Origin of the sequence: Escherichia sp. TW14182 (assembly GCF_000208525.1) — a bacterium.
In the GTDB taxonomy this organism is placed as follows: domain Bacteria; phylum Pseudomonadota; class Gammaproteobacteria; order Enterobacterales; family Enterobacteriaceae; genus Escherichia; species Escherichia ruysiae.
The window spans coordinates 23190-47320 of the sequence record NZ_AEJZ01000062.1 but is presented as its reverse complement, the minus strand read 5'-3'; the positions used below and the strand labels follow the sequence as shown (position 1 = coordinate 47320).

The window sequence follows — 24131 nt, the reverse complement described above, 5'->3', positions numbered from 1 at the left end:
ACGCCGCATCCAGCATGAACAACGCGCACTTTGTCTGCAAACTGAAAAGGCGCCGAAGCGCCTTTTTAATCAGAACAATTCCTGAGCCTCACCATTATCGATGATGGTTGTCCCTACCTCGCGTACTGCTTGCTGTGTAGGCTGCGTACCTTCGATGAAATACTCTTCGCGGCTGTTACCACCGTTGGCCAGTTGCCCGGTGCTGCGATCGATATTCACCGTCACAATACCCGGCGGCGGCGTCAGCGGTTGTTCCGGTACACCTTCCAGAACGGCTTTCATATAAGCATCCCAGGCTGGCTGGGCGCTCTTCGCACCGCCTTCGTAACCGGAGATCTGATCTTTAATCGCCCCGGAAGCCGTAGTGTGACCGAGATTACGGCGGTGATCATCAAAGCCAATCCATACCGATGTCACAACGCCCGGTCCGTAACCCGAAAACCATGCATCCTTCGAACTGTTGGTCGTCCCTGTTTTCCCGCCGATATCATGACGTTGCAAATCACGACCTGCGCGCCAGCCAGTGCCCTGCCAGCCAGGTTCACCAAAGATATTGGTGTTCAGGGCGCTCTTAATCAGGAACGCCAGCGGTGTGCTGATGACGTGTGGTGCGTATTCTGGCGCACCAGTCTTCGCCACTAATGCCTGATTAGCCTGCTCCAGTTGTGGCATTGGCACAGAAACATTCTGCTGTTCGCGAGAGATAGCCACGTCTTCAACGTCGCTGTTTTCCAGCACGTTCGATTTTTGCGTATCACCGTAAATCACCGGAATATCACATTCCGGGCAGGCTACTTTCGGTTTCGCTTCGAAAATCACGCCGCCCTGATCGTTTTCAATTTTGCTGATAAACCAGGGGTCGACCAGGAAGCCACCATTAGCCATCACTGCGTACCCGCGCGCCACCTGTAACGGCGTGAAGGAAGCGGAACCCAGTGCCAGCGATTCAGTGTGGACAATATTTTGTGCCGGGAAGCCGAAGCGTTGCAAATACTCTGCGGCATAGTCCACGCCCATTGCTCGCATTGCGCGTACCATTACCACGTTTTTCGACTGGCCCAACCCCTGACGTAAACGGATTGGACCGGCGTACTGCGGCGGTGAGTTTTTCGGCTGCCAGTCAGAACCCGCGCCTGCGTCCCAGCGGGAAATTGGCACATCGTTCAGCATACTTGCCAGCGTCAGACCTTTATCCATCGCTGCGGTGTAGAGGAACGGCTTGATATTCGAACCCACCTGACGCAGTGCCTGGGTGGCGCGGTTAAACTTGCTCTGATTGAAATCAAAACCACCGACCAGCGCCATAACTGCGCCGTTTTGCGGATTGATCGATACCAGCGCCGAGTTCACTTCCGGCACCTGTGCCAGCCACCAGGCATCGCCCACCTGGCGAACCCAGATTTGCTGACCTGTTTGCACAACATCGGTCACTTTACGCGGCGTCGGTCCCTGCTGTGTATCGGAGCGATAAGGCCGTGCCCAGCGAATCCCTTCCATACGCAGCGTCACAGATGTTCCGTCCGCCAGCATTGCTGTTGCTTCCTGCGGGTTGGCGCGGGTGACTGCGGCAGGTAGCAGCGGACCATAGGTTGGCAGCGCCTTCAGCGTATCGGTAATCTTTTTGTCATCCCACGCTGATTCACCTACTTTCCACAGCACATTGGCCGGGCCGCGATAGCCGTGACGCATGTCGTAGTCCAGTACGTTATTACGCACGGCTTGCTGTGCGGCCTGCTGCACTTTGCGGGTAATGGTAGTGTAAATGCGATAGCCGTCTTCATAAGCGTTTTCGCCGTAACGGTTATACATCTCCTGACGTACCATTTCGGTGAGATATGGCGCTGAGAAGGCGATCTCCGGTGCGTGATAGTTGGCGTTAATCGCTTCGGTGCGTGTCTCATCGAGCTGCTGTCGGGTGATATACCCTTCGTCCAGCATTCGCGACAGCACGACGTTACGCCGCGCGACGGCTCGATCCATTGAATAGAGCGGGTTGAAGGTGGAAGGGGCTTTAGGCAGCCCGGCAATCACCGCCATTTCGTTCAGTGTCAATTGGTCGACGGTTTTACCGAAATAGACTTGTGCCGCAGCACCGACACCATAGGCGCGGTAACCGAGGTAAATCTTGTTCAGATAAAGCTCGAGGATCTCGTCTTTCGTCAGCAACTGTTCAATACGAATTGCGAGGAAGACTTCCTTAATTTTACGCATTAGCGTGCGTTCTGGACTCAGGAAGAAGTTTCTCGCCAGTTGTTGGGTGATGGTGCTCGCCCCTTGCGATGCGTGACCGGAGAACAGCGCCACGCTTGCCGCACGGAAGATCCCCACTGGGTCAACGCCGTGATGCTCGTAGAAGCGGCTGTCTTCCGTCGCAATAAAGGCTTTCACCATCTCCGGCGGGATTTGATCCAATGTAACCGGAATACGACGTTTTTCACCGTATTGAGCAATCAGCTCGCCATCGGCGCTGTAAATCTGCATCGGAATTTGCAGGCGAACATCTTTTAATGTCGCCACATCCGGCAGTTGTGGCTCGATGTAGCGGTAGAGGCCATAAATCGAGCCTGCTCCCAGCAGAATGCAACAGACTGCAAGGATCAATAAATACTTTACGAACTTCACTGGAAATTTCCCATTTAGTTTCATTTGGGCAGTTTATAAACAAACGCGCGGTAGTATAAAGGCAAGCCAGACGCATTGATATACCCGTCAGAGTGACGGGGGATAAGGAGATCATCACAATGGCATTTAAGACCTGGCAAATTGGTTTGCATTTACAACAGCAAGAAGCGGTGGCGGTTGCTATCGTGCGTGGCGCGAAAGAATGCTTTTTGCAACGCTGGTGGCGTTTGCCGCTGGCGACCGACATTATCAAAGATGGGCGCATTATTGACGCGGAACGGCTGACTAAAACGTTGTTACCGTGGAGTCGTGAACTGCCACACCGTCATCACATTATGTTGGCATTTCCCGCTAGCCGAACGTTACAAAGGGCATTTCCGCGTCCGGCAATGTCCCTGGGCGAACGGGAGCAAATGGCCTGGTTGACAGGTACGATGGCTCGCGAGCTGGATATGGAACCGGACTCCCTGCGCTTTGATTACAGCGAAGATTCGCTAAGTCCCGCTTATAACGTGACCGCCGCGCAAAGCAAAGAGCTGGCAACGCTGCTTAGCCTGGCAGAAAGATTGCGTATTCACGTTAGTGCGATTACCCCAGACGCCTGCGCTTTGCAGCGATTCCTGCCTTTTTTACCTTCTCATCAGCAATGTCTGGCCTGGCGTGATAACGAACAGTGGTTATGGGCGACGCGTTATAGCTGGGGACGCAAACTGGCGGTGGGGATGACAAGCACGAATGAACTGGCCGCGACGTTAGCCATTAATTCTGAAAGTCTCGCGATATGCGGCGAAGGCGGATTTGACCCCTGGAATGCGGTTTCTGTGCGTCAGCCGCCACTACCGCCACCAGGTGGAAACTTTGCTATCGCGCTGGGGCTGGCGCTTGGGGAGGGGTACTGATGAATCCGCCAATCAATTTTTTGCCCTGGCGAGAGCAACGCCGGACGGCCTTTCTTCGCTTCTGGTTGCTGATGTTCGTTGCTCCTCTGCTGCTGGCTGTCGGGATAACGCTCATGCTGCGTTTGACAACCAACGCTGAAGTACGCGTTGACGCTGTTTTGCTTCAGGCGGAACAACAACGCGCCAGCACCCTACAAACCAGTAAACCACGTTTGCTGGAACGGCAACAATTACGCGAACAGCGTTTGCAACGTCAGCGCCAGCGACAATTTACCCGCGACTGGCAATCTTCGCTGGAGTCACTGGCGGCACTTTTACCCGAACACGCCTGGCTGACAACGATAAGCTGGCAGCAGGAAACGCTGGAGGTAAAGGGATTTGCGACGAACATTACTGCGTTAAACGCACTGGAAAAAGCACTCCGCCAGGATACTTCTTTTCAGCTCAACCAGCGCGGAGCCACGCAGCAGGATGCTCAAGGTCGCTGGCAATTTGAGTATCAGTTAACAAGGACGGTTAACGATGAACACTCTTTTTGACTGGTGGTTCGCGACATCACTCCGTATCCGCCAGTTTTGCTGGGCAGTCTGGTTGCTGATGTTAGTTACGCTCATTTTTCTTTCATCGGCACACCAGGAAGAGAGTGACGCATTAATTCGACTGCGGGCAAGTAATCACCAGCAATGGACGGCACTTTATCGCCTGGTAGACACCACTCCCATCATTGAAGAAAAGAAGTTGCCCTTTTCGCCACTGGATTTTCAGTTGCCCGGCGCGCAACTGCTTTACTGGCATCCATCCGCTCAGGGAGGCGAGTTGGCGTTAAAAACGTTCTGGAAAGCTGTGCCGTCGGCATTTACACGGCTGGCAGAGCGCAACGTCAGCGTGAGCCGTTTTTTGTTAAGCGTGGAAGGTGGTGACCTTTTGTTCACGCTACAACTGGAGATGCCGCATGAGGGTTAAACGCGGGTTGTTGGTAGGTATTGCCTTGTGCCTTTTAACCGGTATGCGTGACCCTTTTAAGCCGCCGGAGGATCTATGCCGGGTAAGCGAACTTAGCCAGTGGCGTTATCAGGGGATGGTAGGGCGAGGCGAGCGCGTTATTGGCGTAATAAAAGATGGGCAAAAAAAATGGCGACGGGTGGAGCAAAACGATGTGCTGGAGAATGGCTGGACAATTTTACAACTGACGCCAGAAACATTAACGCTGGGAACTGGAAAAAACTGCGAACCGCCACAGTGGTTGTGGCAACGGCAAGGAGATAAAAATGAAGCAATGGATAGCCGCACTACTGTTGATGATGATACCCAGCGTACAGGCGGCAAAGCCGCAAAAAGTGACGCTGATGGTGGATGACGTTCCGGTGGCTCAGGTGTTACAGGCGCTGGCTGAACAGGAGAAGTTAAACCTGGTGGTTTCGCCAGACGTCAATGGTACGGTGTCGTTACATCTCACTGACGTTCCCTGGATACAGGCACTACAAACCGTAGTGAAAAGCGCCGGGCTGATAACGCGCCAGGAAGGCAACATTCTTTCAGTGCATTCCGTTGCCTGGCAGAATGACAATATCGCCCGTCAGGAGGCTGAACAGGCGCGGGTGCAGGCAAATCTGCCGCTGGAAAATCGCAATATTACTCTGCAATACGCCGACGCCGGAGAGCTGGCGAAAGCAGGAGAAAAGCTACTTAGCGCCAAAGGCAGCATGACTGTCGATAAACGTACTAATCGCCTTTTGCTGCGTGATAACAAAACGGCGTTAAGCGCACTGGAACAGTGGGTAGCGCAAATGGATTTGCCGGTCGGGCAGGTTGAATTGTCGGCGCACATTGTCACCATTAATGAAAAAAGTCTGCGCGAGTTAGGCGTGAAATGGACGCTGGCCGATGCGCAACAAACCGGCGGCGTTGGGCAAGTGACCACGCTCGGCGGCGATCTCTCTGTGGCAACGGCAACGACGCATATCGGTTTTAACATTGGGCGTATCAACGGGCGTTTACTGGATCTGGAGCTTTCCGCGCTCGAACAAAAACAGCAACTGGATATTATCGCCAGCCCGCGTCTGCTGGCCTCACATCTCCAGCCTGCCAGCATTAAACAGGGAAGCGAGATCCCGTATCAGGTTTCCAGTGGTGAAAGCGGCGCGACGTCGGTGGAATTTAAAGAGGCCGTACTGGGAATGGAAGTCACGCCCACGGTGTTACAAAAAGGTCGCATCCGACTGAAATTACACATCAGCCAGAACGTTCCGGGACAGGTGCTACAACAAGCTGATGGCGAAGTGCTGGCGATTGATAAGCAGGAGATCGAAACGCAGGTTGAAGTAAAAAGCGGAGAAACGCTGGCACTGGGTGGTATTTTTACCCGTAAAAATAAATCGGGTCAGGATAGCGTACCGCTGTTGGGCGACATCCCCTGGTTCGGGCAATTATTTCGTCATGACGGAAAAGAAGATGAACGACGCGAGTTAGTGGTATTTATCACGCCACGGTTGGTTTCCAGTGAGTAAACTGCCGCAAAAACGGCGATGTTTTCATGCTGAACATGTTTCATCTATTTGACGTGCGCAGGTATTTAGCATACAAGGAGTACCGATTTGAGAGTCGGTGCTCTTTGTTACCTGCGTTTTATGATGGTGATTTATCTTTCACGCGGCATTTTGCTGTCTTTTTTACGCTAATCTTACCCGGTGATTTATCGCCAGAGCGGTGATAGCAAGGCAGTGCACCTGCAGCGACCAGATATGCAGAGGGATGGGCAATTTATTCAGTTGCCAAACCCGCTGGAGTATTGAGATAATTTTCAGTCTGACTCTCGCAATATTTTATGAGGTTTCAGTTCATGTCCTGCGGCGCTCTCTGAGCGAAGCGGGTTTATCATTAACGAATAGTCTTAGTAGTACCGAAAAAATGGCAGAGAAACGCAATATCTTTCTGGTTGGGCCTATGGGTGCCGGAAAAAGCACTATTGGGCGCCAGTTAGCTCAACAACTCAATATGGAATTTTACGATTCCGATCAAGAGATTGAGAAACGAACCGGAGCTGATGTGGGCTGGGTTTTCGATTTAGAAGGCGAAGAAGGCTTCCGCGATCGCGAAGAAAAGGTCATCAATGAGTTGACCGAGAAACAGGGTATTGTGCTGGCTACTGGCGGCGGCTCTGTGAAATCCCGCGAAACGCGTAACCGTCTTTCCGCACGTGGCGTTGTCGTTTATCTTGAAACGACCATCGAAAAGCAACTTGCGCGCACGCAGCGTGATAAAAAACGCCCGTTGCTGCACGTTGAAACACCGCCGCGTGAAGTTCTGGAAGCATTGGCTAATGAACGCAATCCGCTGTATGAAGAGATTGCCGACGTGACCATTCGTACTGATGATCAAAGCGCCAAAGTGGTCGCAAACCAGATTATTCACATGCTGGAAAGCAACTAATTCTGGCTTTATATACACTCGTCTGCGGGTACAGTAATAAGGTGGATGTCGCGTTATGGAGAGGATAGTCGTCACTCTCGGGGAACGTAGTTACCCAATTACCATCGCATCTGGTTTGTTTAACGAACCAGCTTCATTCTTACCGCTGAAATCGGGTGAGCAGGTGATGTTGGTCACCAACGAAACCCTGGCTCCTCTGTATCTCGATAAGGTTCGCAGCGTACTTGAACAGGCGGGTGTTAACGTCGATAGCGTTATCCTCCCTGACGGCGAGCAGTATAAAAGCCTGGCAGTACTCGACACCGTTTTTACGGCGTTGTTGCAAAAACCGCACGGTCGCGATACGACGCTGGTGGCGCTTGGCGGCGGCGTAGTAGGCGATCTTACCGGTTTTGCAGCGGCGAGCTATCAGCGCGGCGTTCGCTTCATTCAAGTCCCGACGACATTGCTGTCGCAGGTGGACTCTTCCGTTGGCGGAAAAACCGCAGTCAACCATCCCCTCGGTAAAAATATGATTGGCGCTTTTTATCAGCCAGCATCAGTGGTGGTGGATCTCGACTGTCTGAAAACGCTTCCTCCGAGAGAGTTAGCTTCGGGGCTGGCGGAAGTCATCAAATACGGCATTATTCTTGACGGTGAGTTTTTCAACTGGCTGGAAGATAATCTGGATGCGCTGCTCAATCTGGATGGTCCGGCAATGGCGTACTGTATTCGTCGTTGCTGTGAGCTGAAAGCAGAAGTTGTCGCTGCCGACGAGCGCGAATCCGGCTTACGTGCTTTACTGAATCTGGGACATACCTTTGGTCATGCTATTGAAGCGGAAATGGGGTATGGCAATTGGTTGCACGGTGAAGCAGTCGCGGCGGGTATGGTGATGGCGGCGCGGACGTCGGAACGTCTCGGGCAGTTTAGTTCTGCCGAAACGCAGCGTATTATTACCCTGCTTACGCGGGCTGGATTACCGGTTAATGGGCCGCGCGAAATGTCCGCGCAGGCGTATTTACCGCATATGCTGCGTGACAAGAAAGTCCTTGCGGGAGAGATGCGCTTAATTCTTCCGCTGGCAATTGGTAAGAGTGAAGTTCGCGGCGGCGTATCGCACGAACTTGTTCTTAACGCTATTACCGATTGTCAATCAGCGTAACAACAAGAAAGGTCCGGCCGCTTATCAGCGGTCTATTAGCTTCAGGTTAATTGCAACGTGGTAAGCATTAACCTTTTAGTGGGGTGTTAAATGGATGAATTCAAACCAGAAGACGAGCTGAAACCCGATCCCAGCGATCGTCGTACTGGTCGTTCTCGTCAATCTTCTGAGCGTTCAGAACGTACTGAACGTGGCGAACCGCAGATCAATTTTGATGATATTGAACTTGATGAAACTGACGATCGCCGTCCGACTCGTGCGCAAAAAGAGCGCAATGAGGAACCGGAAATCGAAGAAGAAATTGATGATTCCGAAGATGACGCTGTGGATGAAGAGCGTGTAGAGCGTCGTCCGCGTAAGCGCAAAAAAGCAGCCAGCAAACCGGCTTCTCGTCAGTATATGATGATGGGCGTCGGTATTCTGGTTCTGCTGCTGTTGATCATCGGTATCGGTTCTGCGCTAAAAGCCCCCTCGACCTCTTCCAGCGATCAAACCGCGTCTGGTGAGAAGAGTATTGATCTTGCTGGCAATGCGACTGATCAGGCAAATGGCGTGCAGCCAGCGCCGGGAACCACGTCTGCGGAAAATACCCAGCAGGATGTTTCTCTGCCGCCGATTTCTTCTACGCCGACCCAGGGGCAAACCCCGGCGGCAACGGATGGTCAACAACGTGTTGAAGTGCAGGGTGACCTGAATAACGCGCTGACCCAGCCGCAAAATCAGCAACAGCTGAACAATGTGGCGGTGAACTCTACGCTGCCGACTGAACCCGCGACTGTAGCGCCAGTTCGTAATGGCAACGCATCGCGTGATACGGCGAAAGCGCAAACCGCTGAACGTCCGGCCACTACGCGTCCGGCACGTCAGCAGGCGGTGATTGAACCGAAAAAACCACAAGCAACTGTGAAAACGGAACCGAAGCCGGTAGCACAGACGCCGAAGCGTACTGAACCGGCTGCACCTGTGGCGAGCACAAAGGCACCGGCTGCGACTTCTACGCAAGCCACAACGCCAGCAGCACCAAAAGAGACGGCGACTACGGCTCCAGTACAGACGGCATCTCCGGCGCAAACCACGGCAACACCAGCCGCTGGAGCGAAGACCGCAGGTAATGTTGGTTCGTTGAAATCGGCACCGTCCAGCCATTACACTCTGCAGCTGAGCAGTTCTTCTAACTACGACAACCTGAACGGTTGGGCGAAGAAAGAGAATCTGAAAAACTACGTTGTCTATGAAACGACGCGTAATGGTCAGCCGTGGTATGTACTGGTTTCTGGCGTGTACGCTTCGAAAGAAGAGGCGAAAAAAGCGGTATCTACATTGCCAGCAGATGTTCAGGCCAAAAACCCGTGGGCGAAACCGCTGCGTCAGGTACAGGCCGATCTGAAGTAATCAAGGTTATCTCCCGCAATGGTTTATCGTTGCGGGAGTTGCCTGAAGCGCTGGATGCTGTCGGAGCTTTCTCCACAGCCGGAGAAGGTGTAATTAGTTAGTCAGCATGAAGAAAAATCGCGCTTTTTTGAAGTGGGCAGGGGGCAAATATCCCTTGCTTGATGATATTAAACGGCATTTGCCTAAGGGTGAATGTCTGGTTGAACCTTTTGTGGGTGCCGGGTCGGTGTTTCTCAACACCGACTTTTCTCGTTATATCCTTGCCGATATCAATAGCGACCTGATTAGTCTCTACAACATTGTGAAGATGCGTACTGATGAGTACGTACAGGCTGCCCGCGAGCTGTTTGTTCCTGAGACAAATTGCGCCGAGGTTTACTATCAGTTCCGCGAAGAGTTCAACAAAAGCCAGGATCCGTTCCGTCGGGCGGTACTGTTTTTATATTTGAACCGCTACGGTTACAACGGCCTGTGTCGTTACAATCTGCGCGGTGAGTTTAACGTGCCGTTTGGCCGCTACAAAAAACCCTATTTCCCGGAAGCTGAGTTGTATCACTTCGCTGAAAAAGCGCAGAATGCCTTTTTCTATTGTGAGTCTTATGCCGATAGCATGGCGCGCGCAGATGATGCATCTGTCGTCTATTGCGATCCGCCTTATGCACCACTATCTGCGACCGCCAACTTTACGGCGTATCACACAAACAGTTTTACTCTTGAACAACAGGCGCATCTGGCGGAGATCGCCGAAGGTCTGGTTAACCGTCAGATCCCGGTACTGATTTCTAACCATGATACGGCGCTAACGCGCGAGTGGTATCAGCGCGCAAAATTGCATGTCGTCAAAGTTCGACGCAGTATAAGCAGCAACGGCGGCACACGTAAAAAGGTGGACGAACTGCTGGCTTTGTACAAACCAGGAGTCGTTTCACCCGCGAAAAAATAATTCTCAAGGAGAAGCGGATGAAACAGTATTTGATTGCCCCCTCAATTCTGTCGGCTGATTTTGCCCGCCTGGGTGAAGATACCGCAAAAGCCCTGGCAGCTGGCGCTGATGTCGTGCATTTTGACGTCATGGATAACCACTATGTTCCCAACCTGACGATTGGACCAATGGTGCTGAAATCCTTGCGTAATTACGGCATTACCGCCCCTATCGATGTGCATCTGATGGTGAAACCGGTTGATCGCATTGTGCCTGATTTCGCTGCCGCTGGTGCCAGCATCATTACCTTTCATCCTGAAGCCTCCGAGCATGTTGATCGCACGCTGCAACTGATTAAAGAAAATGGCTGTAAAGCGGGGCTGGTATTTAACCCGGCGACACCGCTGAGCTATCTGGATTACGTGATGGACAAACTGGATGTGATCCTGCTGATGTCCGTCAACCCTGGTTTTGGCGGTCAGTCTTTCATTCCACAAACGTTAGATAAACTGCGCGAAGTACGTCGTCGTATCGACGAGTCTGGCTTCGACATTCGACTGGAAGTGGACGGTGGCGTGAAGGTGAACAATATTGGCGAAATCGCTGCGGCGGGCGCGGATATGTTTGTCGCTGGCTCCGCTATTTTCGACCAGCCAGACTATAAAAAAGTCATTGATGAAATGCGCAGTGAACTGGCAAAGGTAAGTCATGAGTAAGTTTGAAGATATTCGCGGCGTTGCCTTCGATCTCGATGGCACGCTGGTTGACAGTGCTCCCGGCCTGGCTGCTGCGGTAGATATGGCGCTGTATGCGCTGGAGTTGCCCGTTGCAGGCGAAGAGCGTGTTATTACCTGGATTGGTAATGGCGCAGATGTGCTGATGGAGCGGGCATTGACCTGGGCGCGTCAGGAACGTGCGACGCTGCGTAAAACGATGGGCAAACCGCCCGTTGATGACGATATTCCGGCAGAAGAACAAGTACGTATTCTGCGTAAGCTGTTTGATCGTTACTATGGCGAAGTTGCTGAAGAAGGCACGTTTTTGTTCCCGCACGTTGCCGATACGCTGGGCGCATTGCAGGCTAAAGGCCTGCCGCTAGGTCTGGTTACCAACAAACCAACGCCGTTCGTCGCCCCGCTGCTGGAAGCCTTAGATATCGCAAAATACTTTAGCGTGGTTATCGGCGGCGATGACGTACAAAACAAAAAACCCCACCCGGATCCGCTGCTACTGGTGGCTGAACGTATGGGCATTGCCCCGCAACAGATGCTGTTTGTCGGCGATTCTCGCAATGATATTCAGGCAGCAAAAGCAGCCGGTTGCCCTTCAGTTGGCTTAACCTACGGATATAACTACGGCGAGGCTATCGATCTCAGCCAGCCTGATGTAATTTATCACTCTATAAATGACCTTCTGCCCGCATTAGGGCTTCCGCAAAGCGAAAATCAGGAATCGAAAAATGACTAAGCCCATCGTTTTTAGTGGCGCACAGCCTTCAGGTGAATTGACCATTGGTAACTACATGGGTGCGCTGCGTCAGTGGGTAAACATGCAGGATGATTACCATTGCATTTACTGCATCGTTGACCAACACGCCATCACCGTGCGCCAGGATGCGCAGAAGCTGCGTAAAGCGACGCTGGATACGCTGGCGTTGTACCTGGCTTGCGGTATCGATCCTGAGAAAAGCACTATTTTTGTTCAGTCCCACGTGCCGGAACATGCGCAGTTAGGCTGGGCACTGAACTGCTATACCTACTTCGGCGAACTGAGCCGCATGACGCAGTTTAAAGATAAATCTGCGCGTTATGCCGAGAACATTAACGCTGGTCTGTTTGACTATCCGGTGCTGATGGCTGCGGACATCCTGCTGTATCAAACCAATCTGGTGCCGGTCGGCGAAGACCAGAAACAGCACCTGGAACTGAGCCGCGATATTGCCCAGCGTTTCAACGCGCTGTATGGCGATATCTTTAAAGTACCGGAGCCGTTTATTCCGAAATCTGGCGCGCGCGTAATGTCGTTGCTGGAGCCGACCAAGAAGATGTCCAAGTCTGACGATAACCGCAATAACGTTATCGGTCTGCTGGAAGATCCGAAATCGGTAGTGAAGAAAATCAAACGTGCGGTCACTGACTCCGACGAGCCGCCGGTAGTTCGCTACGACGTGCAGAACAAAGCGGGCGTTTCTAACCTGCTGGATATCCTTTCTGCTGTAACGGGCCAAAGCATTCCGGAACTGGAAAAACAGTTCGAAGGCAAGATGTATGGTCACCTGAAAGGCGAAGTGGCTGAAGCGGTTTCCGGTATGCTGACTGAATTGCAGGAGCGTTATCACCGTTTCCGCAATGATGAAGCCTTCTTGCAACAGGTAATGAAAGACGGCGCAGAAAAAGCCAGCGCACACGCTTCCCGCACGTTGAAAGCGGTTTACGAAGCGATTGGTTTTGTGGCGAAGCCTTAATTCACTATTGATACCAAAAACCGGGGAAACCCGGTTTTTTTACGTCGTTATTTGCAATAACCCAAAAAAATGTGAAGCATCTCGCCGTTTCCACATCTGCTTGTTGCGCTTTATCTTCATTTTCATGAAGATATAAATATTCATTTTATTGAAAATTTATTATGCGTCGAACGTTTATCAAAAAAGAAGGCGTCGTCATCACGACGCTGGCTCGTTATTTGTTAGGTGAAAAGTGTGGTAATCGCCTGAAAACTATAGATGAACTGGCAACTGAATGCCGTTCGTCCGTCGGCCTGACGCAGGCCGCGTTAAAAAATCTGGAGTCAAGCGGCGCGATACGGATTGAACGTCGCGGGCGCAATGGCAGTTATCTGGTAGAGATGGATAACAAAGCACTGCTGACCCATGTTGATATCAACAATGTGGTATGTGCGATGCCCTTGCCCTATACCCGCTTGTACGAAGGTTTAGCGAGCGGATTAAAAGCTCAGTTTGATGGCATTCCTTTTTACTATGCGCATATGCGTGGTGCGGATATTCGCGTGGAGTGTTTGCTTAACGGTGTCTATGACATGGCGGTAGTTTCGCGACTGGCGGCAGAAAGTTATCTCACGCAAAAAGGATTATGTCTTGCGCTGGAGTTGGGGCCGCATACCTACGTTGGCGAGCACCAGTTGATTTGCCGTAAAGGGGAGTCCGGTAACGTGAAGCGCGTGGGGCTGGATAACCGTTCGGCAGATCAGAAAATCATGACCGATGTCTTTTTTGGCAGTAGCGATGTGGAGCGAGTCGATCTCTCTTATCACGAGAGTTTACAGCGCATTGTTAAAGGTGATGTCGATGCGGTTATCTGGAACGTGGTGGCGGAAAACGAACTGACCATGCTGGGATTAGAAGCCACGCCGCTCACAGACGATCTGCGATTTTTACAGGCAACTGAAGCCGTGGTTTTGACGCGAGCCGATGATTACCCGATGCAACAATTGCTGCGTGCGGTTGTTGATAAACACGCCCTGCTTGCCCATCAACAGCGAGTGGTCAGTGGGGAACAGGAACCCAGTTATTAAACGAAAGGCATCTAAAATGGAAACCAGACTCAACCTGCTTTGCGATGCAGGGGTCATCGATAAGGACATCTGCAAAGGCATGATGCAGGTCGTCAACGTACTGGAAACAGAGTGCCATCTACCAGTGCGCAGCGAGCAGGGAACGATGGCAATGATACATATGGCGAGTGCGTTGATGCGCAGTCGTCGCGGCGAACAGATCCAGCCACTGGATGACGAGTTGCTGGCTGAACTGTCGCAATGTCGCCACTGGCCAGCGATCATGCAGTTGCACCAGGTGTTATTGCAGGGATTCGCGCTGGAAGTTAACCCGTGTGAAGAAGGCTATTTGCTGGCCAACCTTTATGGATTATGGATGGCCGCTAACGAAGAGGTCTGAAGCCCACAACAAATCCACGTCGCATATCTTAAATATTCAAAAAAATGAATATTTGATTCAAGGAACAGAAACGAGGCAACAAGATGTTTGTAGAAGCATTGAAACGCCAGAACCCGGCACTGATTTCTGCCGCACTAAACCTGTGGCAGCAGGGCAAGATAGCCCCGGACAGTTGGGTTATCGACGTGGATCAGGTACTGGAAAACGGTAAGCGGTTGATTGAGACGGCGCGGCTTTATGGTATTGAGCTGTATCTGATGACCAAACAGTTCGGTCGCAATCCGTGGCTGGCGGAAAAACTGCTGGCGCTGGGCTACAGCGGTATTGTGGCGGTGGATTACAAAGAGGCGCGAGTGATGCGCCGCGCAGGTTTGCCGGTGGCGCATCAGGGGCATCTGGTGCAAATCCCTTGTCACCAGGTCGCTGATGCCGTTGAACAGGGCACCGACGTCATCACCGTGTTTACTCTCGACAAAGCGCGGGAAGTTTCTGCGGCGGCGGTGAAGGCCGGGCGAATCCAGTCTGTGCTGCTCAAAGTTTATAGCGACGATGATTTTCTTTATCCGGGACAGGAAAGTGGTTTTGCTCAACATTCGTTGCAGGAAATTGTCGCTGAAATCCAAAAACTGCCAGGACTCCATTTAGCGGGACTTACCCATTTCCCTTGCCTGCTATGGAATGAGAGTGCCGGGAAGGTTTTGCCGACGCCGAACCTCCAGACGTTGGTCAATGCCCGCAACCAGCTGGCGGAATCTGGTGTTGCTGTTGAGCAATTAAACGCGCCTTCAGCAACCAGCTGTACTTCACTGCCAATGCTGGCGGAATACGGTGTTACTCATGCCGAACCTGGTCATGCGCTGACGGGCACCATTCCGGCAAACCAACAGGGTGACCAGCCTGAACGCGTAGCCATGCTCTGGTTAAGCGAAATATCCCATCATTTTCGTGGCGATAGCTACTGCTATGGCGGCGGCTATTACCGTCGTGGTCATGCGCAACATGCGCTGGTGTTTACGCCAGAAAATCAAAGCATTACTGAAACATATCTCAACGCCGTGGATGACAGCAGCATCGACTACACCTTGCCTTTGGCGGGAGAGTTTCCGGTGAGTAGCGCGGTGGTGCTCTGTTTTCGTACACAAATTTTTGTTACCCGCAGTGATGTCGTGCTGGTGTCCGGTATTCAGCACAGAGCGCCGGAAATCGTAGGCCGTTATGACAGCCTCGGCAACCTTCTGGAGGCGTAAATGGCGCGATTTGTGGTGTTAGTGATTGATAGCTTCGGCGTGGGAGCAATGAAAGATGTCACGCGGGTACGCCCGCAGGATGCCGGAGCCAATACTTGCGGTCACATTCTTTGTGAGTTACCGCATTTACAACTGCCAATGCTGGAGAAGTTAGGGCTTATTAATGCTCTGGGCTATGCCCCCGGAGATATGCAGCCATCGGATTCCGCAGTCTGGGGTGTGGCGGAACTGCAACATGAAGGTGGCGATACCTTTATGGGACATCAGGAAATTTTAGGTACGCGACCACTGCCGCCGCTGCGGATGCCCTTTCGTGATGTTATTGACCGTGTTGAGCAAGCATTAATTACTGCGGGCTGGCAAGTAGAGCGCCGTGGCGATGAGTTGCAGTTTCTGTGGGTTAACCAGGCCGTGGCAGTTGGTGACAATCTCGAAGCGGATTTAGGCCAGGTCTATAACGTTACCGCCAATCTCTCCGTAATACCGTTCGATGAAGTCATCAAAATAGGTCGTGTGGTGCGTGAGCAAGTTCAGGTTGGCAGAGTGATCACATTTGGGGGGCTGTTAGCGGACAGCCAGCGCATTCTTGATGCCGCAGAAAGCAAGGAAGGACGTTTTATTGGCATCAATGCGCCGCGTTCTGGCGCTTATGACAACAGCTTCCAGGTCGTGCATATGGGCTACGGTGTCGATGATAAAGTGCAGGTGCCACAAAAACTGTATGAAGTGGGCGTACCAACCGTGCTGGTGGGGAAAGTGGCGGATATTGCCAGCAATCCTTATGGCGTGAGCTGGCAAAACCTGGTGGATAGCCAGCGGATTATGGATATCACCCTCGACCAGTTTAACGCACATCAGACCGCGTTTATTTGCACCAATATCCAGGAAACCGATCTTGCCGGTCATGCAGAAGACGTCGCACGTTATGCCGAACGTTTGCAGGTCGTTGACCGTAACCTTACTCGCCTTGTTGAGGCGATGCAGCCGGATGATTGCCTGATCGTGATGGCTGATCACGGTAACGACCCGACCATTGGACATAGCCACCATACCCGCGAAGTGGTGCCGGTACTGGTTTATCAGCAAGGGCTGGTTGCAACTCGTCTGGGGGTTTGTTCCACGCTCTCTGACGTAGGAGCTACAGTATGTGAATTTTTCCGCGCATCGCCGCCACAAAACGGCACTTCCTTTTTATCGTCCTTTCGCTTTCAGGGTGACTCTTTATGACCATCGACTCGACCGGCTACACCCTTGCCCATGAGCATCTGCATATTGATCTCTCCGGCTTTAAAAACAACGTGGACTGCCGCCTTGATCAGTATGCGTTCATTTGCCAGGAGATGAACGACCTGATGGCCCAGGGCGTGCGTAATGTGATTGAGATGACCAACCGTTATATGGGGCGCAATGCGCAATTTATGCTCGATGTAATGCGCGAAACCGGGATCAACGTGGTGGCCTGTACCGGTTATTACCAGGACGCGTTTTTCCCGCAACATGTGGCGACCCGCAGCGTGCAGGAACTGGCGCAGGAGATGGTCGATGAAATTGAACAGGGTATCGATGGCACGGAGCTGAAAGCCGGGATCATCGCAGAGATTGGTTCCAGCGAAGGAAAGATTACGCCGCTGGAAGAGAAGGTGTTTATTGCCGCCGCGCTGGCACATAACCAGACCGGACGTCCGATCTCCACGCATACCTCTTTTAGCACCATGGGGCTGGAACAACTGGCGCTACTGCAAGCCCACGGAGTTGATCTTTCGCGCGTCACCGTTGGTCACTGCGATCTGAAAGACAACCTCGACAACATTTTGAAGATGATCGATCTCGGCGCGTATGTGCAGTTCGACACCATTGGTAAGAACAGTTACTACCCGGACGAAAAGCGTATTGCGATGCTTCATGCGCTACGCGACCGTGGGTTGCTGAACCGCGTCATGCTGTCGATGGATATTACGCGCCGCTCCCATTTAAAAGCCAACGGTGGTTATGGCTATGACTTTTTATTGACCACCTTTATTCCGCAATTGCGCCAGTCAGGATTCAGTCAGGCCGATGTGGATGTGATGTTACGTGAAAATCCCTCTCAATTTTTCCAATAAGGACAGACTCATGAAAAAGATTGGCGTTGCAGGCTTACAGCGTGAGCAGATTAAAAAAACCATTGAAGCGACGGCTCCAGGCTGTTTTGAAGTTTTCATTCACAACGACATGGAAGCGGCAATGAAAGTGAAATCCGGGCAACTGGATTACTACATCGGCGCGTGTAATACCGGCGCAGGTGCGGCATTGTCGATTGCCATTGCGGTGATTGGCTATAACAAAAGTTGCACTATTGCCAGGCCGGGCATTAAAGCGAAAGACGAACATATCGCCAAAATGATCGCCGAAGGGAAAGTGGCGTTTGGGCTTTCCGTTGAGCACGTCGAACATGCGATTCCGATGCTGATTAACCATCTGAAATAAAAGGCACGACTATGGATCTGTATATCCAGATTATCCTGGTGGCGTGCCTGACCGGTATGACATCATTTCTGGCGCATCGCTCGGCGGCTGTTTTCCATGATGGTATTCGCCCGATCCTGCCGCAACTGATTGAAGGCTATATGAACCGTCGCGAGGCGGGGAGTATAGCTTTTGGTCTGAGCATTGGTTTTGTGGCCTCGGTGGGGATCTCTTTTACCCTGAAAACCGGCTTGCTCAATGCATGGCTGCTTTTTCTTCCTACCGATATTCTCGGCGTACTGGCGATAAACAGCCTGATGGCGTTTGGTCTTGGCGCGATCTGGGGGGTACTGATCCTCACCTGCCTGTTGCCAGTAAACCAGTTGCTGACTGCGCTGCCGGTAGATGTATTAGGTAGCCTTGGGGAACTTAGCTCGCCGGTGGTTTCTGCTTTTGCGCTGTTCCCGCTGGTGGCGATTTTCTACCAGTTTGGCTGGAAGCAAAGCCTGATCGCCGCTGCCGTCGTGTTGATGACCCGTGTGGTGGTGGTGCGTTTTTTCCCGCATCTTAATCCGGAATCCATCGAAATCTTTATTGGCATGGTAATGCTGCTGGGGATCGCCATTACTCACGACCTGCGTCATCGTGATGAAAATGACATCGATGCCAGCGGGCTTTCGGTGTTTGAAGAGCGCACGTCGCGGATTATCAAAAACTTACCGTATATCGCCATCGTGGGAGCATTGATTGCTGCCGTTGCCAGCATGAAGATTTTTGCCGGTAGCGAAGTGTCTATTTTCACCCTTGAGAAAGCGTACTCCGCAGGCGTAACGCCGGAACAATCGCAAACGCTGATTAATCAGGCGGCTCTGGCGGAATTTATGCGCGGGCTGGGTTTTGTACCGTTGATTGCCACCACTGCGTTAGCCACTGGTGTGTATGCGGTTGCGGGCTTTACCTTTGTTTATGCGGTGGGCTATCTCTCGCCGAATCCGATGATTGCGGCGGTATTAGGCGCCGTAGTTATTTCGGCGGAAGTCCTGTTACTTCGTTCGATCGGCAAATGGCTGGGACGCTACCCGTCAGTGCGTAATGCGTCGGATAACATCCGTAACGCCATGAATATGTTGATGGAAGTGGCGCTGCTGGTCGGCTCGATTTTCGCGGCAATCAAAATGGCAGGCTATACCGGATTCTCCATCGCGGTTGCCATTTACTTCCTCAACGAATCTCTCGGTCGTCCGGTACAAAAAATGGCGGCACCAGTGGTGGCAGTAATGATTACCGGTATTCTGCTGAATGTACTTTACTGGCTTGGCCTGTTTGTTCCGGCTTAAGGAATGCACTTATGAAGACGTTTCCTCTGAAAAGTCTGACCATTGCTGAAGCGCAGCAGAAGCAGTTTGCGCTGGTGGATAGCATTTGTCGCCATTTTCCTGGTAGCGAATTTCTTACCTGCGGTGATTTGGGATTAACGCCGGGGCTGAATCAGCCTCGCATTACCCAGCGTGTGGAGCAGGTGCTGGCAGATGCGTTTCATGCGCCAGCGGCGGTGCTGGTGCAAGGCGCTGGCACAGGAGCGATTCGTGCCGGGCTGGCGGCTTTGCTTAAACCAGGGCAGCGTCTTCTGGTGCATGACGCGCCCGTTTATCCGACGACACGCGTCATCATTGAACAGATGGGGCTGACGCTTATTACTGTTGATTTCAATGACCTGTCGGCACTTAAGCAGGTCGTAGACGAGCAACAACCTGATGCGGCGCTGGTGCAGCATACGCGCCAGCAGCCGCAGGATCGCTACATTCTGGCAGAGGTGCTGGCAACGTTGCGCTCGGCTGGCGTTCCTGCGTTAACCGATGATAACTATGCGGTAATGAAGGTGGCGCGAATCGGCTGCGAATGCGGGGCGAATGTCTCGACATTTTCCTGCTTCAAGCTATTTGGGCCAGAGGGTGTTGGTGCGGTGGTAGGCGATGCCGACGTTATCAACCGTATTCGCGCTACGCTCTATTCCGGCGGTAGTCAGATCCAGGGCTCTCAGGCGCAGGAAGTCTTGCGTGGGCTGGTTTTCGCGCCGGTGATGCATGCGGTACAGGCGGGCGTTTCTGAACGGCTGCTGGCTTTACTTAACGGCGGCGCAGTGCCGGAAGTTAAAAGTGCCGTCATTGCCAATGCGCAGTCGAAGGTGTTGATTGTGGAGTTTCATCAGCCGATTGCCGCCAGGGTGCTGGAAGAAGCGCAGAAACGCGGTGCGTTACCGTATCCGGTGGGCGCGGAGTCGAAATATGAGATCCCGCCGCTCTTTTATCGCCTTTCCGGAACGTTTCGCCAGGCGAATCCGCAATTAGAACATTGTGCGATTCGCATTAATCCGAATCGTAGTGGTGAAGAGACGGTGCTGCGGATTTTGCGTGAGAGTATTGCCAGTATTTAATGCTGGATAGCACCGTCAGCTAAATTCCGCACCGCACATTCCCCTCGCCCCTCTGGGGAGAGGGGGAGGATGAGGGGAATGTGCGGGATGTAAAATTCAGTGCGCCAGCATCGCCGGATGCGATGCTGGCGCATCTTATCCGGCCTACGGTTAATGTCGTTGGTTATCAATCGTTAAGGTGATGCGATTGGCGCGGCAGAAGAGTTCCGAAACGTGCACTGGTTTGTCATTCTGATCAAAGGCGATTTTGCTGATGCGAAACAAGGGTTCGCCCAGTTCACACTTCAGCCATTTTGCCTGCGCGCGCGTAGCGGCAAAGATATCAATGGTCTTTTTGTCGCTGACCACTCGCGTGTCAAAACGCTCCTGAAATAACTGATAGGTGGAGCTGCCTTCGACATAAATCGCATCAAAATCAGGATAACGTGACAATGGGATCCACGAGCTATCAATAAACAGCGGCTCTTTATCAAGATACATCACCCGGCTGAGACGGAACACTTTGCTGTTGCCAGGAATATTCAGCTTCTCGCAAAACGGCGCGGCGCTGACCTGCTCTTGCTCGATCACTTTCTCTTTCGTCGGTTTACCTTGCGAAACACCAAAGTCGGTAAAGCCGCTAACGGTCAGCAGGGCGTTTTCAACTTTCTGACTTTGCACAAAGGTGCCTTTACCCTGCCAGCGGATCAGTATACCGTCCGCCACTAAGTCGCTGATGGCTTTACGAATGGTGATGCGGCTGACGTTGTACTGCGTACACAGCTCGTTTTCAGTTGGGATCTGTTGCCCAGCCTGGTAAACTCCCTGCGCGATATCATCCAGCAGCCGCTGGCGGACGGTGGCATAGAGCAGTTGATGAGAGTAGCGGTCCGTAGCTGACATAATCGACCCTGAAATAAAGAATGAATTACACGGATTATAGGGTCGTTTTCCGGCAAGTAACAGCACGTTGGCGTGAAGATGCTCACGCCAACGTTATGCCTACCAGGCACCGTGGTACTGAATAGTTTGTGCCGCACACGCCGTTCCCTGCGCCATCGCCTGCGGTAATGTCATCCCCGCAGACCAGCCGCAAAGGAATCCGGCAATGAACGAATCTCCGGCACCCATGGTGTCGATAACCGTCACCGGTTCAGGAGCCTGACGCCAGAACTGCGCGCCATCCCAGGCAATGCTGCCGTTTTCACCCAGCGTGACAATCACCACGCCTGCGCCACGGGCAACAATCGCCTTCATCTTCAGACGTAACGCTTCGTCTTCTTGCGGCGCGGAGGCAAAGGCAAAATCGAGATGCGGCACCAGTGTCTGCCAGAGCGGGCTGTCCCACTTGTCGGAGAAGTCGAAAGCGGTAAGTTTGCCCGCTGCGTGCAGGTGCGGGAATGCGTCCTCCGCATGTCCCCAGATTGCCGCGTGCACAATGTCATACTGCGCCAGCCAGGCGTAATCCTCTTCGCTCAGGGCAAAGTCGGCCATCACGCCTTCGGTGTAGTCGCCAAAAACGCGATCGTTGCCGTGCAGTTCCACCTGAGTTTGCGCGGTAACGCCGTGTTTCGTATGGACATGGCTGATATCGACGCCCATGTGGGCAAGATCCTGCTTCAGCTTTGTGCCGTAGTCATCGTCACCCACCCAGGTAATGCATCCGGGTTGTATGTCGTAGCGAGTGCAGTACACCGCCACGTTCACCGCATTACCGCCAGAAAACGCTTTATTCAGTTGCGGGTAGATATCGACGCAGTTATCGCCGATTGTCGCCAGGTTTTTCATCTCGCATCCTCCGGCAGCAGCGCACGAAAGCGTTCCAGCGCCTGGCGAGCGTAGAGTCTGGGTTCGTTCATGTACATCGTCACCAGTTCCACCGTACAGTAACCGTCATAACCTCTGTCGATGATATCGCGCATCAGCTCCCGCAACGGCATTTTGCCTTCACCGGGGATGTAATGCGTGTCGCTGGCTCCGTCGCTGTCGACAATATGCAGATGACGCAGTTTATCGCCCAGTTTGTCGAAATAACTCATCACCGGCTCTGCCTGGACATACGGCGCGCAGATGTCGACCATGCTGAACAGACGCGGCGAAGACACCAGCGCCAGCGCATGAAGCACATCGTTGGCGTTACACACGACGTTCGATTCATACGGCGTTAACGGTTCGAGGATCAAATCCATACCGATATTTTCCGCGTACTCGCACAATTCGCTTAAGTTCTCTGCCAGCCGCCCCCAGATAACATCAGGCGGCGTGAGATAACCCGCGTGAGCCGCAGAAATCAGCGTATAACCGGCGTTCATCTCTTTCGCCATATCCATCGCCAGCTTGATCATGTCGAGGCTTTCGCGACGCATATGCTCATCGCCCAGCATCATGTTATACGGATAACCATTGGTTTCTGGCGTGTAACCGATAATCGGCATCTGATACGTCTGCGCCAGTGCCTTAATGTGTTTGAGGCCGCCTGCTTTTAAGTCCGGCGCGAAGGCATGCGGACGCCCGCCCCAAATTTCAATGCCATCGTAACCCAGCTCGCTTGCGTCACGGAATGCGTGTTCAATAGGCAGCCGCTGGTGGCCGCAGGTAAACATACCTGTTTTCATCGGATAACTCCTTGCGTAAATCCGGCCCGTTGCCAGGCCGGGAGAGGGGATTAATATTCCACCAGACCACCGTAATAGCGGCGTTCATCCGGGTTGTGATCTTTGTAAATTGACAGGTAGTAGTAGAGCCACTCCATCGGCACGAACATCAGGAACGGCGCCAGCCACGGATGTAGCCCTTGCGAAATTTCGGCGTAATCGATGACGATCACGTTGTCGGTACGCTGTTTGACAAAGTTAATGGCGCGTTCGGTGGTATGGCGGCTTTCGTCATTGCCGAGCAGGAACAGGAATGGAACACCCGGTTCAACAATCTCCAGCGGGCCGTGGCGGAACTCACCGCTCTCAATCACACAGCCGTGGGTCCAGGTAAATTCCATCAGCGTTACAATGCCTTCTTTGTAACCCAGCGGACGCAGCGGTCCCGCAGAAACCGTGTAAATCATCGGCCACTGGCTGGCCTGTTCACCGAGCTGGCGACCTTTCTCTTCCCATGTACGCACCAGATGACCGAGCGCATCCGGCAATTGCTTAAGATCGTTTTTGATCTTGCCGATTTCCGCGTTTGGCGCGAGGCGGGTGATCATCTCCAGCACCACGCTGTAGCAGAGCAGCAGGTGAATTTCCCAGATGCAGTCGGCCTGATAATCAATGGTAAACTCTGCCGCCGAAGTAATCGGGCTGTCCGCGCGTTTGGTGAACGCCGCAGTGAGTGCACCGCAGGCCCGGCCCAGTTCCAGCGCCTTGATTACCTCTTCGGTTTTACCGTAGTCAGAAACGCCAATCACTGCACAACGATCGTCGAGGCGATGCGGGGTGTTATCGCAGAACTCCCAGCCGGAAATAGCGTAGACCTGAAGATCGGAAAAACGATCCGCCAGATGTTTCGCCGTTTGCGCCGCGTTGAGCGGCGATCCGCAGGCAACGAAATAAATACGATCAATGTCGCGCTTCACCATCTCTTCCACGATGGTATGTACCAGCGGAACGTCATGGGTGAGTACTTTTTCTACTTCCTGAACCATATTTTCGGTGACCAGAAAGTCCACGGTGCTTTTATCAATATCTAACATTTCACTTTTCTCCAGATAAC

At 52.6% G+C, this 24131-nt stretch carries 25 protein-coding genes; 20 read left to right on the top strand and 5 right to left on the bottom strand.

Annotation, left to right across the window (positions count from 1 at the left end; translation table 11 throughout):
• Positions 1-69 precede the first annotated feature (69 nt).
• Complete coding sequence (mrcA, locus tag EQY_RS0106175; protein WP_010348371.1) at positions 70-2622, bottom strand: peptidoglycan glycosyltransferase/peptidoglycan DD-transpeptidase MrcA; 2553 nt, start codon at positions 2620-2622, stop codon at positions 70-72.
• A gap of 119 nt (positions 2623-2741) precedes the next feature.
• Between mrcA and hofM the strand changes: the two genes are divergently transcribed.
• From hofM to EQY_RS0106075, 20 genes are all read left to right on the top strand, one after another.
• The gene (gene hofM / locus EQY_RS0106170; protein ID WP_010348370.1) at positions 2742-3521 is read left to right on the top strand and encodes a DNA utilization protein HofM; all 780 of its coding nucleotides are present in this window, start codon (positions 2742-2744) and stop codon (positions 3519-3521) included.
• A complete protein-coding gene (locus EQY_RS0106165) occupies positions 3521-4060 on the top strand; it encodes a PilN domain-containing protein (RefSeq protein ID WP_001069302.1) in 540 nt (179 codons plus the stop codon). Before hofM ends, EQY_RS0106165 begins: the two co-directional genes overlap by 1 nt.
• Complete coding sequence (locus EQY_RS0106160) at positions 4044-4484, top strand: HofO family protein (RefSeq protein WP_001093900.1); 441 nt, start codon at positions 4044-4046, stop codon at positions 4482-4484. Before EQY_RS0106165 ends, EQY_RS0106160 begins: the two co-directional genes overlap by 17 nt.
• Entirely contained in the window at positions 4474-4878 is a 405-nt protein-coding gene (locus EQY_RS0106155; protein WP_001264129.1) for a DUF2531 family protein, read from the top strand. The genes EQY_RS0106160 and EQY_RS0106155 overlap by 11 nt, the downstream gene beginning before the upstream one ends.
• Complete coding sequence (hofQ, locus tag EQY_RS0106150) at positions 4790-6028, top strand: DNA uptake porin HofQ (RefSeq protein ID WP_000816023.1); 1239 nt, start codon at positions 4790-4792, stop codon at positions 6026-6028. Before EQY_RS0106155 ends, hofQ begins: the two co-directional genes overlap by 89 nt.
• Before the next feature lie 400 nt (positions 6029-6428).
• Entirely contained in the window at positions 6429-6950 is a 522-nt protein-coding gene (gene aroK / locus EQY_RS0106145; protein WP_000818618.1) for a shikimate kinase AroK, read from the top strand.
• A 55-nt stretch (positions 6951-7005) separates the two neighbouring features.
• The gene (gene aroB, locus EQY_RS0106140) at positions 7006-8094 is read left to right on the top strand and encodes a 3-dehydroquinate synthase (protein WP_000439868.1); all 1089 of its coding nucleotides are present in this window, start codon (positions 7006-7008) and stop codon (positions 8092-8094) included.
• 90 nt (positions 8095-8184) lie between these two features.
• The gene (damX, locus tag EQY_RS0106135; RefSeq protein WP_000343228.1) at positions 8185-9486 is read left to right on the top strand and encodes a cell division protein DamX; all 1302 of its coding nucleotides are present in this window, start codon (positions 8185-8187) and stop codon (positions 9484-9486) included.
• A 106-nt stretch (positions 9487-9592) separates the two neighbouring features.
• Positions 9593-10429 (top strand): adenine-specific DNA-methyltransferase, encoded by an 837-nt coding sequence (gene dam / locus EQY_RS0106130; protein ID WP_000742146.1) that lies wholly within the window; start codon positions 9593-9595, stop codon positions 10427-10429.
• 17 nt (positions 10430-10446) lie between these two features.
• Entirely contained in the window at positions 10447-11124 is a 678-nt protein-coding gene (gene rpe / locus EQY_RS0106125) for a ribulose-phosphate 3-epimerase (protein ID WP_000816280.1), read from the top strand.
• Entirely contained in the window at positions 11117-11875 is a 759-nt protein-coding gene (gph, locus tag EQY_RS0106120; RefSeq protein WP_000032690.1) for a phosphoglycolate phosphatase, read from the top strand. Before rpe ends, gph begins: the two co-directional genes overlap by 8 nt.
• Positions 11868-12872 carry a tryptophan--tRNA ligase gene (gene trpS, locus EQY_RS0106115; protein ID WP_000165546.1) on the top strand — a complete coding sequence of 335 codons (1005 nt, stop codon included), beginning with the start codon at positions 11868-11870 and terminating at the stop codon, positions 12870-12872. Before gph ends, trpS begins: the two co-directional genes overlap by 8 nt.
• Before the next feature lie 161 nt (positions 12873-13033).
• Positions 13034-13939, top strand: coding sequence for a GntR family transcriptional regulator YhfZ (gene yhfZ / locus EQY_RS0106110; RefSeq protein WP_001254798.1), 906 nt, complete (start codon positions 13034-13036; stop codon positions 13937-13939).
• 16 nt (positions 13940-13955) lie between these two features.
• Positions 13956-14318: a hypothetical protein gene (locus tag EQY_RS0106105; protein ID WP_010348351.1), complete on the top strand. Its 363-nt coding sequence runs from the start codon at positions 13956-13958 to the stop codon at positions 14316-14318.
• An 83-nt stretch (positions 14319-14401) separates the two neighbouring features.
• The gene (locus EQY_RS0106100; RefSeq protein WP_000497312.1) at positions 14402-15565 is read left to right on the top strand and encodes a YhfX family PLP-dependent enzyme; all 1164 of its coding nucleotides are present in this window, start codon (positions 14402-14404) and stop codon (positions 15563-15565) included.
• Entirely contained in the window at positions 15566-16792 is a 1227-nt protein-coding gene (locus tag EQY_RS0106095) for a phosphopentomutase (protein WP_000090655.1), read from the top strand.
• Positions 16789-17667, top strand: a complete 879-nt coding sequence (locus EQY_RS0106090) for a phosphotriesterase-related protein (RefSeq protein ID WP_000151143.1) — start codon at positions 16789-16791, stop codon at positions 17665-17667. The genes EQY_RS0106095 and EQY_RS0106090 overlap by 4 nt, the downstream gene beginning before the upstream one ends.
• Before the next feature lie 10 nt (positions 17668-17677).
• On the top strand, positions 17678-18031 hold the full coding sequence (locus tag EQY_RS0106085; protein WP_024212436.1) for a DUF2620 domain-containing protein: 354 nt from the start codon (positions 17678-17680) through the stop codon (positions 18029-18031).
• An 11-nt stretch (positions 18032-18042) separates the two neighbouring features.
• The gene (locus EQY_RS0106080) at positions 18043-19347 is read left to right on the top strand and encodes a YhfT family protein (RefSeq protein WP_000366826.1); all 1305 of its coding nucleotides are present in this window, start codon (positions 18043-18045) and stop codon (positions 19345-19347) included.
• Positions 19348-19358: 11 nt separating this feature from the next.
• Entirely contained in the window at positions 19359-20444 is a 1086-nt protein-coding gene (locus EQY_RS0106075) for an aminotransferase class I/II-fold pyridoxal phosphate-dependent enzyme (RefSeq protein WP_000847117.1), read from the top strand.
• Between the two features lie 150 nt (positions 20445-20594).
• Here the strand turns inward: EQY_RS0106075 and frlR are convergent, their stop codons facing one another.
• From frlR to frlB, 4 genes are all read right to left on the bottom strand, one after another.
• Entirely contained in the window at positions 20595-21326 is a 732-nt protein-coding gene (gene frlR / locus EQY_RS0106070; RefSeq protein WP_001276846.1) for a DNA-binding transcriptional regulator FrlR, read from the bottom strand.
• A gap of 99 nt (positions 21327-21425) precedes the next feature.
• Entirely contained in the window at positions 21426-22211 is a 786-nt protein-coding gene (gene frlD, locus EQY_RS0106065; protein WP_000792635.1) for a fructoselysine 6-kinase, read from the bottom strand.
• Positions 22208-23038 (bottom strand): fructoselysine 3-epimerase, encoded by an 831-nt coding sequence (gene frlC, locus EQY_RS0106060; protein ID WP_000847849.1) that lies wholly within the window; start codon positions 23036-23038, stop codon positions 22208-22210. The genes frlD and frlC overlap by 4 nt, the downstream gene beginning before the upstream one ends.
• A 50-nt stretch (positions 23039-23088) precedes the next feature.
• Positions 23089-24111 carry a fructoselysine 6-phosphate deglycase gene (gene frlB, locus EQY_RS0106055; protein WP_000884079.1) on the bottom strand — a complete coding sequence of 341 codons (1023 nt, stop codon included), beginning with the start codon at positions 24109-24111 and terminating at the stop codon, positions 23089-23091.
• Between the last annotated feature and the right edge of the window lie 20 nt (positions 24112-24131).

What these genes read in the sequence shown, in the direction of transcription:
- hofM (WP_010348370.1), top strand. Translation starts at nt 2,742, where the DNA reads ATGGCATTTAAGACCTGGCAAATTGGTTTGCATTTACAACAGCAAGAA.
- EQY_RS0106165 (WP_001069302.1), top strand. Translation starts at nt 3,521, where the DNA reads ATGAATCCGCCAATCAATTTTTTGCCCTGGCGAGAGCAACGCCGGACG.
- EQY_RS0106160 (WP_001093900.1), top strand. Translation starts at nt 4,044, where the DNA reads ATGAACACTCTTTTTGACTGGTGGTTCGCGACATCACTCCGTATCCGC.
- EQY_RS0106155 (WP_001264129.1), top strand. Translation starts at nt 4,474, where the DNA reads ATGAGGGTTAAACGCGGGTTGTTGGTAGGTATTGCCTTGTGCCTTTTA.
- hofQ (WP_000816023.1), top strand. Translation starts at nt 4,790, where the DNA reads ATGAAGCAATGGATAGCCGCACTACTGTTGATGATGATACCCAGCGTA.
- aroK (WP_000818618.1), top strand. Translation starts at nt 6,429, where the DNA reads ATGGCAGAGAAACGCAATATCTTTCTGGTTGGGCCTATGGGTGCCGGA.
- aroB (WP_000439868.1), top strand. Translation starts at nt 7,006, where the DNA reads ATGGAGAGGATAGTCGTCACTCTCGGGGAACGTAGTTACCCAATTACC.
- damX (WP_000343228.1), top strand. Translation starts at nt 8,185, where the DNA reads ATGGATGAATTCAAACCAGAAGACGAGCTGAAACCCGATCCCAGCGAT.
- dam (WP_000742146.1), top strand. Translation starts at nt 9,593, where the DNA reads ATGAAGAAAAATCGCGCTTTTTTGAAGTGGGCAGGGGGCAAATATCCC.
- rpe (WP_000816280.1), top strand. Translation starts at nt 10,447, where the DNA reads ATGAAACAGTATTTGATTGCCCCCTCAATTCTGTCGGCTGATTTTGCC.
- gph (WP_000032690.1), top strand. Translation starts at nt 11,117, where the DNA reads ATGAGTAAGTTTGAAGATATTCGCGGCGTTGCCTTCGATCTCGATGGC.
- trpS (WP_000165546.1), top strand. Translation starts at nt 11,868, where the DNA reads ATGACTAAGCCCATCGTTTTTAGTGGCGCACAGCCTTCAGGTGAATTG.
- yhfZ (WP_001254798.1), top strand. Translation starts at nt 13,034, where the DNA reads ATGCGTCGAACGTTTATCAAAAAAGAAGGCGTCGTCATCACGACGCTG.
- EQY_RS0106105 (WP_010348351.1), top strand. Translation starts at nt 13,956, where the DNA reads ATGGAAACCAGACTCAACCTGCTTTGCGATGCAGGGGTCATCGATAAG.
- EQY_RS0106100 (WP_000497312.1), top strand. Translation starts at nt 14,402, where the DNA reads ATGTTTGTAGAAGCATTGAAACGCCAGAACCCGGCACTGATTTCTGCC.
- EQY_RS0106095 (WP_000090655.1), top strand. Translation starts at nt 15,566, where the DNA reads ATGGCGCGATTTGTGGTGTTAGTGATTGATAGCTTCGGCGTGGGAGCA.
- EQY_RS0106090 (WP_000151143.1), top strand. Translation starts at nt 16,789, where the DNA reads ATGACCATCGACTCGACCGGCTACACCCTTGCCCATGAGCATCTGCAT.
- EQY_RS0106085 (WP_024212436.1), top strand. Translation starts at nt 17,678, where the DNA reads ATGAAAAAGATTGGCGTTGCAGGCTTACAGCGTGAGCAGATTAAAAAA.
- EQY_RS0106080 (WP_000366826.1), top strand. Translation starts at nt 18,043, where the DNA reads ATGGATCTGTATATCCAGATTATCCTGGTGGCGTGCCTGACCGGTATG.
- EQY_RS0106075 (WP_000847117.1), top strand. Translation starts at nt 19,359, where the DNA reads ATGAAGACGTTTCCTCTGAAAAGTCTGACCATTGCTGAAGCGCAGCAG.
- frlR (WP_001276846.1), bottom strand. Translation starts at nt 21,326, where the DNA reads ATGTCAGCTACGGACCGCTACTCTCATCAACTGCTCTATGCCACCGTC.
- frlD (WP_000792635.1), bottom strand. Translation starts at nt 22,211, where the DNA reads ATGAAAAACCTGGCGACAATCGGCGATAACTGCGTCGATATCTACCCG.
- frlC (WP_000847849.1), bottom strand. Translation starts at nt 23,038, where the DNA reads ATGAAAACAGGTATGTTTACCTGCGGCCACCAGCGGCTGCCTATTGAA.
- frlB (WP_000884079.1), bottom strand. Translation starts at nt 24,111, where the DNA reads ATGTTAGATATTGATAAAAGCACCGTGGACTTTCTGGTCACCGAAAAT.